The organism is Actinobacillus seminis, assembly GCF_002263215.1.
In the GTDB taxonomy this organism is placed as follows: Bacteria; Pseudomonadota; Gammaproteobacteria; order Enterobacterales; family Pasteurellaceae; genus Actinobacillus_B; species Actinobacillus_B seminis.
This window is the reverse complement of sequence record NZ_NLFK01000001.1, coordinates 412,332-428,178: the sequence shown is the minus strand read 5'-3', so window position 1 is coordinate 428,178 and position 15,847 is coordinate 412,332. Positions and strand designations below refer to the sequence as shown.

General features: G+C 41.8%; 11 protein-coding genes and 2 pseudogenes. 5 read left to right on the top strand and 8 right to left on the bottom strand.

Features of this window, described 5'->3' with window-relative positions; genetic code table 11:
- Window positions 1-11 precede the first annotated feature (11 nt).
- From CFY87_RS02085 to CFY87_RS02075, 3 genes are all read right to left on the bottom strand, one after another.
- Window positions 12-1,370: a Na+/H+ antiporter family protein gene (locus CFY87_RS02085; RefSeq protein ID WP_094945639.1), complete on the bottom strand. Its 1,359-nt coding sequence runs from the start codon at window positions 1,368-1,370 to the stop codon at window positions 12-14.
- Between the two features lie 178 nt (window positions 1,371-1,548).
- A complete protein-coding gene (locus tag CFY87_RS02080; protein WP_094945638.1) occupies window positions 1,549-2,697 on the bottom strand; it encodes a glycerate kinase in 1,149 nt (382 codons plus the stop codon).
- A gap of 12 nt (window positions 2,698-2,709) precedes the next feature.
- The gene (locus CFY87_RS02075; protein WP_094945637.1) at window positions 2,710-4,086 is read right to left on the bottom strand and encodes a GntP family permease; all 1,377 of its coding nucleotides are present in this window, start codon (window positions 4,084-4,086) and stop codon (window positions 2,710-2,712) included.
- Between the two features lie 192 nt (window positions 4,087-4,278).
- On the opposite strand from CFY87_RS02075, the pseudogene rpsO reads away from it, so the two are divergent.
- Both rpsO and ggt read left to right on the top strand, forming a co-directional pair.
- Window positions 4,279-4,547 (top strand): annotated as a pseudogene (gene rpsO / locus CFY87_RS02070) (30S ribosomal protein S15).
- Between the two features lie 149 nt (window positions 4,548-4,696).
- A complete protein-coding gene (gene ggt / locus CFY87_RS02065) occupies window positions 4,697-6,460 on the top strand; it encodes a gamma-glutamyltransferase (protein ID WP_094945635.1) in 1,764 nt (587 codons plus the stop codon).
- An 82-nt stretch (window positions 6,461-6,542) separates the two neighbouring features.
- Here ggt and lysC read toward each other — a convergent pair whose 3' ends face one another.
- Window positions 6,543-7,895, bottom strand: coding sequence for a lysine-sensitive aspartokinase 3 (lysC, locus tag CFY87_RS02060; protein ID WP_094945634.1), 1,353 nt, complete (start codon window positions 7,893-7,895; stop codon window positions 6,543-6,545).
- Between the two features lie 293 nt (window positions 7,896-8,188).
- Between lysC and CFY87_RS02055 the strand changes: the two genes are divergently transcribed.
- Window positions 8,189-8,806, top strand: coding sequence for a trimeric intracellular cation channel family protein (locus CFY87_RS02055; protein ID WP_094945633.1), 618 nt, complete (start codon window positions 8,189-8,191; stop codon window positions 8,804-8,806).
- Here the strand turns inward: CFY87_RS02055 and proA are convergent.
- Both proA and CFY87_RS02045 read right to left on the bottom strand, forming a co-directional pair.
- Complete coding sequence (gene proA, locus CFY87_RS02050; protein ID WP_094945632.1) at window positions 8,803-10,065, bottom strand: glutamate-5-semialdehyde dehydrogenase; 1,263 nt, start codon at window positions 10,063-10,065, stop codon at window positions 8,803-8,805. The two genes, CFY87_RS02055 and proA, sit on opposite strands and share 4 nt — an antisense overlap.
- Window positions 10,062-10,744: pseudogene (locus tag CFY87_RS02045) on the bottom strand (trimeric intracellular cation channel family protein). Before CFY87_RS02045 ends, proA begins: the two are co-directional and overlap by 4 nt.
- 141 nt (window positions 10,745-10,885) lie before the next feature.
- Between CFY87_RS02045 and CFY87_RS02040 the strand changes: the two are divergent.
- Complete coding sequence (locus CFY87_RS02040) at window positions 10,886-11,695, top strand: hypothetical protein (protein ID WP_094945630.1); 810 nt, start codon at window positions 10,886-10,888, stop codon at window positions 11,693-11,695.
- Window positions 11,696-11,794: 99 nt separating this feature from the next.
- On the opposite strand, the gene suhB is transcribed toward CFY87_RS02040, so the two are convergent.
- Both suhB and acs read right to left on the bottom strand, forming a co-directional pair.
- Window positions 11,795-12,592, bottom strand: a complete 798-nt coding sequence (suhB, locus tag CFY87_RS02035; protein ID WP_094945629.1) for an inositol-1-monophosphatase — start codon at window positions 12,590-12,592, stop codon at window positions 11,795-11,797.
- A gap of 195 nt (window positions 12,593-12,787) precedes the next feature.
- On the bottom strand, window positions 12,788-14,737 hold the full coding sequence (gene acs / locus CFY87_RS02030; protein ID WP_094945628.1) for an acetate--CoA ligase: 1,950 nt from the start codon (window positions 14,735-14,737) through the stop codon (window positions 12,788-12,790).
- Window positions 14,738-15,070: 333 nt separating this feature from the next.
- Here acs and trmJ point away from each other — a divergent pair, with 333 nt between their 5' ends.
- Entirely contained in the window at window positions 15,071-15,793 is a 723-nt protein-coding gene (trmJ, locus tag CFY87_RS02025; RefSeq protein WP_094945627.1) for a tRNA (cytosine(32)/uridine(32)-2'-O)-methyltransferase TrmJ, read from the top strand.
- The last annotated feature ends 54 nt before the right edge of the window (window positions 15,794-15,847 follow it).

Below are 15,847 nucleotides of genomic sequence, written 5' to 3'. Positions count from 1 at the left end.
CCCTGTGTTTTTTAAAGATACATTGCAGCGATCCAACCGAACACTAATAACGGAATATTATAGTGAATAAAGGTTGGCACCACGGAATCCCAAATATGATCATGTTTACCATCCATATTTAAGCCGGATGTCGGTCCTAATGTGGAGTCGGATGCCGGGGAACCCGCATCACCTAACGCTGCCGCAACTCCAACAATAGATACTGTGGCAAGAGGCGAAAAACCAACGCTTAAACAAAGCGGCACGTAAATAGAGGTGATGATTGGTACGGTTGAAAAAGATGAACCGATTCCCATGGTAATAAATAATCCAACCAATAACATCAAGAACGCGGCAAGCCCTTTATTGTCTGCGCCTAAGCCTTGGCTAAAGGTTTCCACTAATTGCGTTACGCTGCCGGTACTATTGATCACGTTAGCAAAGCCGGATGCGGCAATCATCACGAAACCGATCATCGCCATCAAACGTAACCCTTGTTGGAAAATATCGTTACTTTCTTTTAACTTGAAAATTCCACAAGCAGCAAAGATGATTAATCCTGCGAGACCGCCGATAATAGTTGAACTGGTGAATAATTGTAGCGCGAAGGTAATAATAATCGCTGTAATACTGGCGATAGCATGGAATGGTTTGATTTTAGCAATGTGCGCTTCGATCTCGGCGGTGGTTAATTCTGTGGGGCTGGTGGCATATTCTCTTGGTTTACGATAGGTAATAAAAATTGCAGTTAATAACCCCAAAACCATGCCGATAACCGGAATTGCCATGGCTAAAGAGACTTCTCCGACACTGGTTTGTAAACCAAGACCGGCGCCGACTTGGTTGATATTTTTCACCAATACGCTTTCAATAAAGATTTTACCGAAGCCGACCGGCAACAGCATATAGGTGGCGGTCAACCCGAAGGTTAAGACACAAGCCACTGCGCGGCGGTCTAATTTTAGTTTATTGAAAATCGCAAGTAGCGGCGGAATTACGATAGGAATAAAGGCGATATGTACCGGTAATAAGTTTTGCGAGGAAATGGCAAATAATACCAAAATCGCGAGAATAAAATATTTAAATCCAGCCATAGAACGCCCGCTTGGTGCGCTTCCTAAACGTTTAATCACTTTGTATGCGAGTAAATCCGTAATGCCTGATTTAGAAATAGCAATAGCAAAGGCACCTAAAATAGCGTAGTTCATTGCTACTTCTGCGCCACCGCCCAGACCTCCGGTAAAAGTTTCGATCGTTTTGCTCATTCCAAGTCCGCCGGTTAAGCCCGCCGTCAACGCAGAAATTACCAAGGCAATAACCACATTAATGCGTAATAAACTTAATGCGAGCAAGACAATAATGGAAATCACAACAGGGTTGGTTAGTAACATTGTGTGTTGTCCTTATAGATTGTTATAAAAATGAAAACGAACACTGGCTAAATGCGCTTATAACAAATGCTTTATCCAGTATTGCCTGATTTAATTTACCCAAAATAAATTTTTTGTCTATAAAATTTTAAAAAAACGACCGCACTTTGATTAAGTGAGATTAAAGTGCGGTTGTTTTTTATACATTTTTGTTCAATTGGGCAAGTTGATATAATCTCGCTACGTTTTGTGCGCTGGAGATGAGATTTTCTCGTCCGTTTTTCAAGGTGCTTTCAAGGCTATCTAGCTGGCGAATAATTGGAAAAACCGCGTCAATTCCTTTATCGTAAACCACTTCATAATCCTCACGTAGGCAACCGACAATGGCAATCACCGGTTTATTTGCCGCTTTAGCTGCTAATGCTACCCCAACAGGCGTTTTGCCTTGAGTGGTTTGTCCGTCCATTCTTCCTTCGCCGGTAATGACCAAATCGGCATCTTGAATTTTATCGCCTAATTGCACTGTATTAAGTACAATATTGACGCCGGATTTTAACCGCACTTTTGGCAATAATAATACGCCGCCACCCATTCCGCCCGCGGCACCGGCACCGGCTTGGGCACTAATGTTTAAGCCTAATTGTGCGTTTACTTGCTGTGCAAAATGCGCTAAGGCTTGATCCAATTGATTGACCATTTCGGCATTGGCGCCTTTTTGCGGTCCAAAGATTGCGGATGCACCATTGTCACCACAAAGTGGGTTAGTGACATCACAGGCTACTTCAATTTCTACTTGTTGTAAACGTGGATCGAGTGCGGAAAGATCAATTTGTTGAATATTGGCCAGGTTTTTTCCACCAAAGCCAATTTCTTGCCCTTGATGATCAAGACAGCGAATGCCTAAGGCTTGCAACATTCCGACGCCACCGTCATTGGTCGCACTTCCGCCGATACCTAAAATGATTTTATTTACCCCTAAATCCAGCGCGGCTCGGATAAGTTCCCCAGTACCGAAACTGGTTGTTAAAAGAGGATTACGCCGGTTTAATGGAACCAAATGTAAACCGGAAGCAGCCGCCATTTCGATAATGGCAGTTTGTTTATCGCCGGATAATCCCCATGTTGCCCTCACTTTATTTCCAAGTGGTGCTGTGACTTCCGTTTGGATGAGTTTTCCTTGAGTTGCATCAACAAGAGATTGTACGGTACCTTCGCCACCATCAGCCATTGGTATTTTTACGTATTCGGCGTGTGGAAAAATCCGTTTAAATCCGGTCTCAATTGCTTCCGCTACTTCTAACGCAGTGAGGCTTTCTTTAAAAGAGTCCGGTGCAATAATGATTTTCATTCTGTCTCCTTGTTATAACAGCAGCAAAGAAAGTACATAAACCGTTAAGATTCCAACGATACCCATAATAAATGTCAAGGTTGTTTGAGTACGATAGCCTTGTTGTGGGGTCATTTTGGTAAAATTCGTGACAACCCAGTAATAACTATCATTTGCATGAGATACACACATTGAACCTGCGGCAATTGCCATAACGGTAAGCGCTGCGGCAATTTCAGATGTTAAACCGAGCGCGTTCATTAGAGAGTCCGACGCACTAAACATTCCCATAATAGAGGCGGTAGTAATGATGGCAACGGTTGAGCTTCCTTGTGCGGTTTTTAAAATTGCTGAAATTAGGAATGGGAAGAAAATACCGGCGGTACTGATCACATGTGCATTTTGTTTAATATATTCGATAAAACCAGCTTCCGTAATGACTTTACTTAATACGCCGCCGGCCGCGGTAATAAACAAAATTGGACCGACGAGTTTCAAGGTATCATTGGTTAATACATCAAATTCACTTAATTTTTTTGTATTCGCCAAAAGGAAGATAGAAAAGATTACCCCAATTGCTAAAGCAATGATCGGATTACCCAAGAAATTCATCACATTACCAAGCACACCTTCTAATCCGATGATTTTACTAATAGAACCTAATGCCATAAGGACAATGGGAACAAAAATTGGTGCAAGGCTAAGTGAGCCACTTGGTAGCGTTCCGTATTTTTTGAGCAGTTCCTCATAACTTTGATTAATGACAGTATCTGCTTCTTCATCTGATATAGTCACTTGTTTGCCAATATATTTGGCGAATAAATAGCTGGCGAATAAGACTGGAATTGAAACGACAACCCCCATGCCGATCACTAACAAAAGATTGTGGCTAAGACCAACTGCGCCGGCGGCGGCAATTGGACCTGGTGTTGGTGGGATAAATACGTGAGAGGCGTATAACCCTGCACTTAATGCTACCGCCATGCCGACTGGATTGGCAGCAATTTTTTTACGGATAGCTTCTCGAATTGGATTGAGTACCACAAATCCGCTATCGCAGAATACCGGAATACCCACGACCCACCCCATAATTAGCATCGCTAATTCAGGACGTTTTTGCCCAACGAGTTTTACCACCATATCTGCTAATTTGAGTGCAGCACCTGTTTTTTCCAATATGGTACCAATAATGGCGCCGAAAATAATGACAAGACCGATACTTTTAAAGGTTCCGCTAAATCCATCCCCAATAATCGTTGGAATTTTATTTAGCTCAATGCCGGCTAAAAAGGCAAGAGCCAAGGATATTGTCATTAAGGCAAGAAATGGATGAACTTTTAGTTTGGCAATCATCCAAATCATTATTATAATAGCGACAATAAAACTGATAATCAGTGCAATACCTGTCATAATAACCTCCGTATCGTTGAGCTATAAAGAAATCACCTTATTTCTATATAATTTACTTAATTTAAACAGAAAAAACTGTGAACTTAGTTGCATTTTTTGCTTTTCGTTATTAGAATTAGCATTCCCTGTCGTCGCTGAGTTAGAGATCGGCGAACGATGTATTATCAACCACTCATTTATGAGGATTTAATTATGTCTCTAAGTACAGAAAAAAAGCAGCTATCGTTGCTGAATTTGGTCGTGATGCGAAAGATACCGGTTCTTCAGAAGTGCAAATTGCGTTATTAACTGCGCAAATCAACCACTTACAAGCCCACTTCTCCGTTCACAAAAAAGACCACCACGGTCGTCGCGGTTTATTACGTATGGTTTCTCGTCGTCGTAAACTTTTAGATTACTTAAAACGCACTAATCTTGAGCTTTATAATACTACTATCGCTCGTTTAGGTTTACGTCGCTAATTCAAAGTAATAGCAAAAAACGCCCTCTTTATGAGGGCGTTTTTTCGCTAAATAAATATAGATGTTATCTTTTTGTTAAAAATATTTTGCTTTTGCTTCATTTTTGTGCATAATCGGATTGAACACTCATCATACAACAGGAGAACGCTATGTATAAAAAAGCAAAAAAATATTTTTTAATTAGCAGTATTGTCGCTGCGCTGGCGCTTCCGGTCTCCCTTGATTTGTTGGCAAATACGCAGCCGACGGCGACCCAATTGGCAGCGCAGCGATATGACAGCAGTAAGGATATTTTTCATCCGGTATTTGGCAAGCAGGGGATGGTTGCCTCTGAACAAGAGCTGGCAACGCAAGTCGGGATTGAGATTTTGCAGCAAGGCGGTAACGCGGTTGATGCGGCTGTGGCGGTTGGTTTTGCTTTAGCGGTGGTGTTACCGAATGCGGGAAATATTGGTGGCGGTGGCTTTATGGTGTTGCATGATGGGAGAAGCGGAGAGAGCTTTTCCGTTGATTTTCGCGAAATGGCACCGAGCAAAGCTAGCCGAGATATGTATTTAGATGAACAAGGCAATGTGGTGGATGGTAAATCCCTTTATACGCATTTTGCTGTTGGCGTACCGGGAACTGTAGCAGGGATGGAATATGCCTTGAAAAAATGGGGAACTTTGCCCTTAGAAAAAGTGATGGCGCCGGCGATTAAGTTGGCGGAAGAAGGCTTTATCGTGAGCAATACTTTGGCTGCAACCTTGCAAGCAGAAACGGAAACCTTAGGGAAATGGGAAAGCAGTAAAAAAATCTTCTTTAAAAATGACCGCCCTTTAGTGGCAGGGGAGCGTTTAGTGCAAGCCGATTTAGCGAATTCATTGCGCCAAATTGCGCAGCAAGGATCGAAAGCCTTTTATGAGGGCGAAATTGCCAAAAAAATTGTCGCCGAGATGGAAAAACATAATGGATTGATTTCGTTAGAAGATATGAAAGCTTATCAATCCGTGGAGCGCAAACCGATCGTCGGCGAATATCGCGGTTATAAAATTGTAACCATGCCGCCACCAAGCTCCGGCGGGATCCATTTAGTACAAATTTTGAATATGTTGGAAAATTATGCTCTGGCGGATTCCGGTTCTAATAGCGCCGAAACGATTCATTATTTAGCTGAAACTATGAAGTTGGCATATGCTGATCGTGCGGAATATTTGGGTGATCCGGATTTTGTGAAAATTCCGGTAACGGGGCTAATTTCGAAAGATTATGCGAAAGAATTAATTAAAACTATTGATCCGGATAAAGCTCGTCCCGCGGTAGAGATTAAACCGGGTAAACCGCAATCTTATGAAAGCGATCAAACTACTCATTATTCTGTGATGGATAAATATGGTAATGCGGTTGCGGTGACTTATACCTTAAATATGAATTTTGGTAGTGGGATTGTAGCGGAGGGAACAGGTATTTTGTTGAATAATGAAATGGATGATTTTTCGGTAAAACCAGGGGTGGCGAATGCGTTTGGTTTAATTGGCGGTGATGCGAATGCGGTGGAAGGGAAAAAACGTCCGCTTTCTTCAATGACGCCGACCTTGGTGTTGAAAAATGATAAACCTTGGTTGGTCACCGGTAGCCCGGGTGGCGCGCGGATTATTACTACGGTATTGCAAAGTATTTTAAATACAATTGATCACGGAATGAATCCGGCGGAAGCGATTGTGACACCGCGTGTTCATCACCAATGGTTACCTGATGAATTGCGTGTTGAAGAAGGCTTAAGCCTAGATACGTTGAAATTATTGGTGGAAAGAGGGCATAAAATCAGCGAAAAAGCGCCAATGGGACGTATCCAAATTATCCAAGCCTTAGGAGATGGATTTTATGGTTATTCCGATCCGCGTAATCCGGATGGTAAAACCCAAGGGTTTTAATTGATTTGTCAATAACAAGCGCGGTCAAAAAATGTAAAATTTTGACCGCACTTTCTGTTTAAAGCAAAAGAATTATCGGCTTTTATTCAAACAAGGATTTATGCAACGCTCCGACCACTTCATCAGCTTGTTGGCTGTGAACGAGCATACAGATATTATTTGTGCTGGCACCGTAGCTGATCATGCGGATATTGTATGTTTCTAACGTGTCAAAAATACGTCTGGCAACGCCGGCGCTAATGTGCAAATCATTGCCGACCAATGCTACAAGAGAAAGCCCGGTATCGACTTTTACGCTGGACACTTCGCTTAATTCCGTCAATAAATCGCTGGAAAGCAGATCCGCACCGGATGAAGCGGAACCGGTTTTGTCGAGTGTTAAGGCGACACTCACTTCTGATGTCGTGATGGTATCGACGGAGATTTTGTGTTTAGCTAAGATGGCAAACACGTTTGCTAAAAATCCTTGCGCGTGCAGCATACTTAAGCTGGAAAGAGTAAGCAAGGTTTGGTCTCGACGTAAGGCAATGGCGCGGAAAGTTGGGCGAGGTTGCGGATCGCGGGTAACCCAAGTTCCGCCATCTTGTGGTGCTTTGCTTGAGCCGACGAATACCGGAATATTGCTGCGAACTGCCGGAAGCAAGGTTGCCGGATGCAATACTTTCGCGCCGAAAGTTGCCATTTCGGCGGCTTCAGCAAAGCTCATGGTATCAATGCGTTTGGCAGCAGGCACGATGCGGGGATCGGTAGTGTAAATACCGGCAACGTCTGTCCAAATCAATACATCTTTGGCGTTTAATACTTCGGCTAAAAGTGCGGCGGAATAGTCGCTGCCGCCGCGACCTAAGGTTGTAGTTTTGCCACTTGGTTCACGTCCGATAAAGCCTTGAGTGATCACTAATTCACCACGATCGATTAACGGTTTTAATACTAAATCGCTATTTTTTTGCGTTTGTTTGTCATTGGGTGCCGCTTTACCGAAATTGCTGTTGGTTGCCACCACAGTACGTACATCTACCCATGTTGCATTGGTATTTAATTCACGCAATACTTGCACAAAAATTAAGGTGGACATCATTTCGCCCTGGCTGATTAATTCGTCAGTAAGTGCGGTTGAGTTTGCCAAGCTTGCTGCTTCAGCTAAAGATTCAATGTGTTTTAGAATTTGCTCTATTTTGTTTCGAACTTGAGAGGCATCTTTAAGTTCATTTAAAATATTTTCTTGAATTTGCCGAACCTCTTCGATTAATTTGCTCCGCTCCGTTGCCTCACAACCTTTTGCCAATTTCACTAATAAATTAGTGACACCGGCAGAGGCGGATAGGACGACTATGCGCGTATTGGGATCCGCGATAACGATATTGGCACAAGCGGTCATTGCGGCATGATTGGAGACACTGGTGCCACCGAATTTAGCAACTGAAAGATGAGACATGATAAATTTTCCTTATTGGTTAATAAAATATTGTGTTCACTATATAACATAACGTTAGTAGAATTGACGATTTTTAAATAAATTTCAGCAAAAATCAAGTATTGATCTCAGGGGCATTTTCGTACCAAAGTCAACTCGGCGTCTTATTCCGGCTAATTGATAATCCAAAATACGATTCTAATGATGTAATGATTGCAAACGGTGCAGTTTATTGGATAAAATTGGTTGAAACGTATTTAGATTAATTGTGATAATCCCCTGCCCCTAGGCTGGGGTCAAGGGAAAGGGGTGTTATGTCATCTTTATTTAGTTTCATTGATCTTCTCGGTACATTTGTTTTTGCTTTGAGCGGTGCTATCGCAGGGGTGAAAAAAGGATTTGATCTATTTGGTATTTTTGTTGTTTCGACGGTAACTGCTGTTGGTGGTGGCGTAATAAGGGACTTATGTCTGTCTGCTACGCCTCCTGTCGGATTGGAGAATATTGAATATTTAGGCGCCGTCATTTTAGCAATTATATGCGTGTCTTATTTTCAGAAAAAAATACTGTCACTTTCTGGGATTAGTAATTTTTTAGATGCCATTGGGTTAGGCTTTTTTGCCGCTTTCGGAGCAAATAAAACTTGGCACATGACGGGAAGTATTCAGTTGGCGATTATTTTGGGATGTATTACAGCTGTAGGTGGCGGTTGTATCAGAGACGTATTGACTGGGAGACCGCCGTTGATTTTTCAGGCTGAAATTTACGCCAGTGCAGCTATTGTCGGGGCATCGATAGAGCTGCTGGGTTCTATGGGGGTGATCTCCCCCTTACTTAGCCCGTGGCTCGCTATCATTGCCTGTATCGTCATCCGAATGTTAGCAATAAAATACAATCTAAAATTGCCATTTATTAATAATAAATGTTTTTAGTTTCTGATGGTATAATCACCACAACATACCCATTTATAAGTTGTCAGTGCTTCCAATCCTATAGGTCCACGCGCGTGTAATTTTTGGGTACTGACAGCGACTTCTGCACCTAATCCAAATTGTCCTCCATCAGTAAAACGTGTACTGGCGTTGACATAAACCGCTGCCGCATCTACTTGAGTGATAAATTGATGGGCTAATTTTTGTGACGACGTCAAAATAGCTTCCGAATGCTGACTACCATATGATCTAATATGTTCAATTGCTTGAGCAATGTCTTTGACTATCACCACATTTAAATCAAAGGATAGCCATTCGTTACGCAATTCTTGATCTTGCACCGGATAAACTTCAGCGGAAGCCTGTTGTAAGAGGGAAAGTGCGGTTGGATCAGCATGAAATTTAACTTTTTTCGCGGTAAGATGACGGGCAAGTTTTGGTAGAAAATCGGCAGCAATGCTTTTTTGTACTAATAAAGTCTCCAACGTATTACATGTACTTGGGCGCTGAGTTTTCGCATTTTCAATGACATTCAGCGCTTTTTCCTGATCTGCACTTTCTTCTACGAATAAATGGCATACGCCAATTCCTCCCACGATAACAGGAATGGTGGAATGTTTTTTGCAAAATTCATGTAAACCGGCGCCACCACGCGGAATAATCATATCCACATAGCGATCGAGTTTGAGCAATTCCATCACTAAAGCTCGATCTGGCGAGTTAATTGCTTGAACCGCGTATTTCGGTAAATGTGCTTGTTCAAGGGCATATTGGATCACCTCAATTAACGCTTGGTTGGAGTATTGGGTTTCTTTTCCACCGCGTAAAATCACTGCATTGCCGGTTTTTAAACATAAACCGGCAACATCAATGGTGACGTTTGGACGGGATTCATAAATTGTACCGATAACGCCGAGCGGTGTGCGTACGCGTTCAATTTTCAGTCCACTATCTAAAATGCCGCCATCAATAATTTTTCCGACCGGGTCAGCAAGCGAAATAATATGGCGCACATCATTGGCAATGTTACAAAGCCGCGCTTTGGTGAGCAGCAGGCGATCAATAATCGCCTCACTTAACCCATTTTTTTTTGCCAAGGCAATATCTTTGGCATTTTCATTGAGGATTTTTTCACTTTGCGCTTCTAATTGATTAGCAATAATCGCCAACGCATGATTTTTTTCTTGATTCGACAATTGGGACAGAGAGAATGCTGCCTGTTTGGCTTGCTTGCCTATTTCCACTAAATTGATGCTCATTTTTTATCCTTATCTGTTTTTTTCGGTAATTTATTACCTTGGCTACTTTTTTTGTATCATCTTCCTGATAATCAAATATCGGTAGTCCCCATTCGAAATGAATTGCCAGTAAACGAATAGTGAATCCGCAAGCTAATGTAGTAATAATAACAATATCTTGGTTGATTTGTAAGCGTTGTAATTCAACATAGATAGCAGTTGCAATGAGTGCAACGCTGGCATAAAGCTCTTTCTGGAATACTAACGGGATATGGTTACAGAAGGTATCACGTAAAACGCCGCCGAACGCTCCGGTGACAATTGCAGCGATGCTGGTAACGATGAAACCGTGTCCCATATCCAGTGCAATTTGTGCACCGATGATAGAAAATACAATTAATCCAAGGGCATCTAATATAAGAAAAGCCTTATGAAAATAACGAATAGGTCGTTTTATTAATGGAGTGATAAATATGGTTAATATAGCCGTTGTAGCAACGATTAAAAAATACTGTGGATTTTTTACCCAGCTTAAAGGATAATGCCCTAATAAGATATCCCGTATCGTTCCTCCGCCGATCGCCGTCATTGAGGCGATAATAACCACGCCAAAAATATCCATTTTTTCTTTTCCGGCTGCAAGAGCTCCGGTAATTGCTTCAGCAGTAATGCCAATAATATACAGTATGCTTAGTAACATAATTTATTTCCAAAAGAGATGCTTTAGGTCGATATTTTAGTGGGGAACGAAATAAAATGCCATAAACAATATTCATTTTGACCGCACTTTTAAATTTTTGCATAATGATAAACAATTTTGTTTCACTTTTGTATGATGACTATGCCACAGATACAATCCAACACAAAAAATATTTTTATCTCTTTATTTTTTATCGTTATTTTATTGAGCATCGATTTCTTTACCTTATTCCTGCAACCGCAAGCCAGAGCCATTTCTCATTTAAGCGTTGGGGTGCTATTTGCGCAACTGGTGATGTTTTTGGTGTTTAGTCGGGGGCAAATTTGCCATGGACAACGTTCACGCTTAATTAAGGTAAATTTATATTTGTTGCCATATTGGGGCATTTGGTTGTTTATTAGCCTTTTTTCTAATTACCATTATGTGATCACCGATTTGGTCAGCTTATGTGGGATTGCAGGGTGTTTAGCCGCTTGGTTTCAGCCACAAGATCCGCAAATGCGCAAGTCAATTTTAATTTTAGGCACATTGTTATCGGGGCTTGGAATCATTTGCTATTTCTTGATGTTTACAAATTTATCGTGGCATTTTTTCCCGCAATATAATCTCTTTGCTCAATTATTAATGGGCGTGATTTTGGCAAATATTTTATTGGTAATTTCGCGTAACCGGCTGCAAGGATTTATCGCCTTGTTGCCATTGGTGATGCTGATTTTCTTATTGCTAAATGCGATTGCGGTATTCGGTTTTATGGCATATGCGTATTCAAGCGCGGTCACTTTTGCCAATGAATTTGCCCTTGGGCTATACTTTTTGTTGCATTTAGTGATTGTGGCGATTATTGCGCTACATATTTTCCGCAAATGGATACTATCCTATTATACCTTGGTGATTTTACTCTTATTAACCGCTGGCCTGCCGCTGTGGGTAAGTTTTGCTTATATTGCGTAAGGCAGTAATCGTATAACTTCAGTCGTGGGAGGCAAGGGCACACAGGGGTTTTTTTTTTTTTTTTTTACTTCCGCTTTTTTGTTATTCATTGAAATAGTCTTATAGTTTACCATCAATGCAAGGTTGAATTTTAGCTAAAATTTCTTTGACGATACGAGCCGGTGCGGCAACAATATGACCCTCGGTGAGGTAGTTGTGGCCGGCGTGGTAATCGCAAACCAATCCGCCCGCTTCACGTACGATTAAATCACCGGCAGCAACGTCCCAAGCTTTCACACCAAATTCGAAGTACCCATCCACACGACCGGCAGCAACATAACATAAATCCAATGCGGCAGAGCCGGTACGACGGAAATCAGCGACTTCGGAAAGCAAATTACTCATCATGGCAAGTTGCATTGGTATTAATGATGTTTTCTTAAATGGAAAACCGGTGGCAATTACGGTGCCGGCTAATTCGCGTTTGCTGTCAACGCGCAAGCGGATTTCATTAAGTTTAGCGCCTTCGCCACGTACTGCGGTAAATAGTTCATTGCGGATCGGATCGTAAACCACACCCACCTCGGTACGACCTTTGACACGAATAGCAATAGACACAGAGAAATGTGGTAAACCTTTAACAAAGTTGGTGGTACCATCTAGCGGATCAATGACCCATTGTACATCATTGTCTTTCCCTTCCAGCGCACCGCTTTCTTCGGTAATAATTGTGTGATCCGGATATGACTTTTGGATAATTTCGATAATTGCCGCTTCAGAGGCTTTATCAATATTTGTCACATAGTCATTCGGACTTTTTGTAAATGTTTGCACTGTATCGCGACGTTCATACCCTTGAGCAATTACATTACCCGCTTTTCGCGCCGCACGAATAGCGATATTTAACATTGGATTCATATTTCCACCGGATTTTAAAGAACGGATTAAAAGTCGTGATTATAGGAAATTTTGTCTCAGATTGCAAAGAGGAAATCGTGCTTTTTCCTTTTTCTGACAGGGAGGTGGGAGAAAATGATTACGCATGCCGGATAGATAAAAAAGTAGGAAAGTGCGCGTTATTGCGCTACTTTCCCGATTTGTTATGAGTAAAAATCACACAATTTGTTGTTGCAATTGCCCAATAATTTGTGGGTTTTCTAAGGTGGAAATATCTTGTGTAATTAATTCGTTTTTCGCAATGGAACGTAATAAACGACGCATGATTTTACCCGAGCGAGTTTTTGGCAAGTTTTCTGCAAAGCGAATATCTTCCGGACGGGCGATTTTGCCGATTTGATTGGAAACCCAAATTTTTAATTCTTCAGCAAGGGCTTTGGCTTCTTCACCTTCCGGTCGATAGCCTTTCACCACCACAAACGCCATCACGGATTCACCTTTCACTTCATCCGGTTTACCAACTACTGCTGCTTCAACAACTTGTTCGTGTGAAACTAATGACGATTCAATTTCGGCAGTACCGAGGCGGTGACCGGAGACGTTTAATACGTCATCTAAACGACCTAAAATCCAGAAATAACCGTCTTTATCACGTAATGCCGAGTCTCCGGCGACATAGTATTTACCATTGTATTCTTCCGGAAAATAGGTTTTTTTATAGCGTTCCGGATCGCCCCAAATTGTTCGCAACATAGATGGGTAAGGACGTTTGATAACCAACGTGCCGGCTTCTTCTTCCTCGCATTTTTTACCTTGCTCATTCACCACATCCGCCATAATACCCGGTAATGGCAGGGTGCAGGAGCCGGGTTTGGTTGCAATAACGCCCGGAATTGGCGCCAGCATAATTGATCCGGTTTCTGTTTGCCACCAAGTATCCACAATTGGACATTTTCCTTTACCGACTACTTCATGGAACCACATCCATGCTGACGGGTTAATAGGTTCTCCAACACTCCCCAGTAAACGTAGGGAAGACAGATCGTATTTATTAGGCACTTGTTCGCCCACGCGGGTTAAGGAGCGGATTAAGGTAGGTGAGGTATAAAAAACGGTGACTTTGTGACGTTGAATCATGCGCCAAATTCGTCCGACGTCAGGATAACTTGGGACACCTTCATAGATCAATTGTGTGGCACCATTGGCAAGCGGTCCGTAGCAAATATAAGAGTGTCCGGTTACCCAGCCCACATCAGCAGTACACCAGTAAATATCGCTATTTTTATGATCAAATACCGTACGGAAAGAATTCATGGCGCCTAATAAATAACCGGCAGTACTGTGAACCACACCTTTGGGTTTGCCGGTAGAACCGGAGGTATACAAAATAAAGAGGGGATCTTCGGCATTCATCCATTCCGGTTCACAAAAGGCGGGTTGGTTTTTAGATAGTTCATTCCACCATAAATCACGACCTTTTTTCCAAGGAGTATCGATATTAACGCGATGATAGACCACCACATTTTCTACGGATTTACAGCCAATCTCCAAGGCTTCGTCAACGGTTTCTTTTAATGGAATAATTTTTCCGCCACGTAATCCAGCATTAGCGGTTATGACAATTTTAGCTTCCGCATCTTCAATACGATCGCGTAATGCACCGGCAGAAAAACCGCCGAAAACAACGGAATGGATTGCTCCAATTCGCGCGCAGGCTTGCATTGCCACAATCGCTTCGGCAATCATAGGTAAATAAATAATAACTCGATCGCCTTTTTTTACGCCAAGTTCGCGCAAGGCGTTACCAAAGCGACAAACACGGTTATGGAGCTGTGCATAGGTGAATTGTGAGACCTGACCGAAATCGGATTCAAAAATCAGTGCTAGTTTATCGCTTTTATCTGGCAAGTGACGATCTAAGCAATTGTAGGAGGCGTTTAATGTGCCATCGGTAAACCATTTATAAAATGGTGGATTGCTATCATCAAAAATTTGCATAAAGGGTTTTTTCCACGTGATCAATTCGCGGGCTAAATCACTCCAATATTGCAAATAATCTTTATCGGCAAATTCCCAAAGCGCTTGGTAATTTTCCAGTCCTGATATGTTGGCTTGGCGACGAAATTCATCATTTGGTTTAAAAATAATAGATGTTGTGTTTTGCATAGCATACTCCTATAAACAGAGAAAATAGGGAATATAAAAGAAGTGTCTCTGAGATAATTTAAATGAGATTATAAAATAGATCAATTTTGTTAATAAAATATTGTGATCTTGTTCGCATAATTTTTCTGATTTGTAACAAAATTATGTGATTTCGTATCGGAAATCTTGATGCATGCGTTGTCAGTGTCTATTTTATCGTAATAAATAATGAAAATTGTTGACTAAAAATAGCGGATATTATGATAGAATAACTCCCACTAATTTAGTGGGAGTTAAGTCGGATCATTTCGTTTGCTCGCCTCTCTCCCCAAGAATAATGTTATCTGTTTGATTATGTTAGAAAATATTCGAATTATCCTAGTGGAAACTTCGCATGGCGGTAATATTGGTTCCGCTGCTCGCGCCATGAAAACCATGGGCTTAAGCCAACTTTATTTGGTTTCGCCTAAATCCGTAGATGAACAAACATTTGCTTTGGCGGCCGGGGCGGAGGATATTGTGCGTGATATCAAAATTGTAGCTAATTTTGAGCAAGCCATTGCAGATTGCTCGTTAGTTATCGGAACCAGCGCCAGATTACGTCATTTACAAAGTAGTCTTATTGAACCGCGTGAATGCGGTGTTAAAACCTTGCAACATTCAGTGGTGGGGACAGTGGCGATAGTTTTCGGACGGGAACGTGTTGGGTTAACTAATGATGAATTATTAAAATGTCATTATCATCTGGCTATTCCGGCAAACCCTGAATATCCTTCTTTAAATTTGGCGATGGCGGTACAGCTGGTTTGTTATGAAGTGCGGATGGCATGGCTGGCAGCGCAACAGTCCTCAGCGGAATTTACTCTTACCCGGACAGACAATCCTTTTCCCAGTGCTTCGGAAATGGAGTACTTTTTTTCTCATACTGAAAAATTGTATCGACAATTAGGGTTTATCCAAAATCAAGCGGTGATGCAAAAACTAAGACGCCTTTATCAACGTGCCGCGCCGGAAAAAAATGAGCTGAATATTTTACTTGGAATGTTAAGTGCGGTGGAAAAATCCCTAAAATCTTAGCGGGATAATAGTTGACTATTTTGGTATGATCTGTAAAGATCAGCCAATCGTTAT

Coding starts and splice junctions, on each gene's coding strand:
- CFY87_RS02040 (WP_094945630.1), top strand. CDS start 10,886: ATGCCACAGATACAATCCAACACAAAAAATATTTTTATCTCTTTATTT.
- ggt (WP_094945635.1), top strand. CDS start 4,697: ATGTATAAAAAAGCAAAAAAATATTTTTTAATTAGCAGTATTGTCGCT.
- acs (WP_094945628.1), bottom strand. CDS start 14,737: ATGCAAAACACAACATCTATTATTTTTAAACCAAATGATGAATTTCGT.
- CFY87_RS02075 (WP_094945637.1), bottom strand. CDS start 4,086: ATGACAGGTATTGCACTGATTATCAGTTTTATTGTCGCTATTATAATA.
- lysC (WP_094945634.1), bottom strand. CDS start 7,895: ATGTCTCATCTTTCAGTTGCTAAATTCGGTGGCACCAGTGTCTCCAAT.
- CFY87_RS02055 (WP_094945633.1), top strand. CDS start 8,189: ATGTCATCTTTATTTAGTTTCATTGATCTTCTCGGTACATTTGTTTTT.
- trmJ (WP_094945627.1), top strand. CDS start 15,071: ATGTTAGAAAATATTCGAATTATCCTAGTGGAAACTTCGCATGGCGGT.
- CFY87_RS02080 (WP_094945638.1), bottom strand. CDS start 2,697: ATGAAAATCATTATTGCACCGGACTCTTTTAAAGAAAGCCTCACTGCG.
- proA (WP_094945632.1), bottom strand. CDS start 10,065: ATGAGCATCAATTTAGTGGAAATAGGCAAGCAAGCCAAACAGGCAGCA.
- suhB (WP_094945629.1), bottom strand. CDS start 12,592: ATGAATCCAATGTTAAATATCGCTATTCGTGCGGCGCGAAAAGCGGGT.
- CFY87_RS02085 (WP_094945639.1), bottom strand. CDS start 1,370: ATGTTACTAACCAACCCTGTTGTGATTTCCATTATTGTCTTGCTCGCA.